This is a genomic window from Caenibacillus caldisaponilyticus, assembly GCF_002003465.1.
GTDB classification, from domain to species: Bacteria; Bacillota; Bacilli; order Bacillales; family Sporolactobacillaceae; genus Caenibacillus; species Caenibacillus caldisaponilyticus.
Genome location: NZ_BDDQ01000144.1, coordinates 1 through 848, shown reverse-complemented (window position 1 = coordinate 848; position 848 = coordinate 1). Strand labels below are relative to the sequence as shown.

The window sequence follows — 848 nt, the reverse complement described above, 5'->3', positions numbered from 1 at the left end:
TTCATGTTTTTGTGAGAAAGTTTCTCATCTTCTCCGGTACATCCAGAGCTGTTTTCAGCTCTCCTCGGAGATAATTTCGGCCCTCTTCATATGAGCACAGAATCGGGTTCGCCTTTTCCCAAACGCGCTCATCTTTTATGTCATCTCCTTTGTCCAACTCGTTGATCATGACGAAATATTCGTCGTTCTCGATCGGAGAGTTTGGATCGAGTATCTTAGAGACATATTGATATTCAACGCGATAGCACGGCCTCGAAAGATCAAATCCAGCCGTCGTAATGATCATAATGAGCGGTTGCGGTCGCGCACCCATGCCGGAAACCAATACGTCATATATTTCACTCGTCTCATGAGCATGATATTCGTCGATGATACCGCACTGGACGTTGAGTCCGTCACCTGTCTTTCCGGCATCTTTAGAAAGTGCTGCGATGAAAGAGCCGCTTTTTAGATGCTCGATCTTTCCGTATGCCACCCGATATTTTCCTTTTAGTTCTGGACAACCTGCCAATTGAGCCTTTATCTCATTCCATACAATGCGACTTTGCTCGGTCTTTGTGGCCCCAATATAGACCTCAGCCATGTTTTCGCCAAGCGCCATGTCTTCATATGAACCAACGCACGCCAGGCTTTGTGATTTTGCATTCTTCCTGCCAACTTGCCAGTATGCTTTCCGGAATCGGCGCAATCCCGTATCGCGATGCACCCAGCCATAGATGTTGCCAAATACAAATATCTGAATCGGATGAGGTTGAATGCGTTGGCCTTGCAGCTTTCCTTTCGTATGTTTGAATTGGCTCATCCAAAGCAGGAAGCGCATGGCTTTCTGTTCATTAAACACATACGGA

General features: G+C 46.5%; 1 pseudogene. It reads right to left on the bottom strand.

Annotated features, from left to right (window positions below):
* Window positions 1-7: 7 nt before the first annotated feature.
* Window positions 8-848, bottom strand: a pseudogene (locus CCB157_RS16890) (terminase large subunit domain-containing protein); the annotation flags it as partial.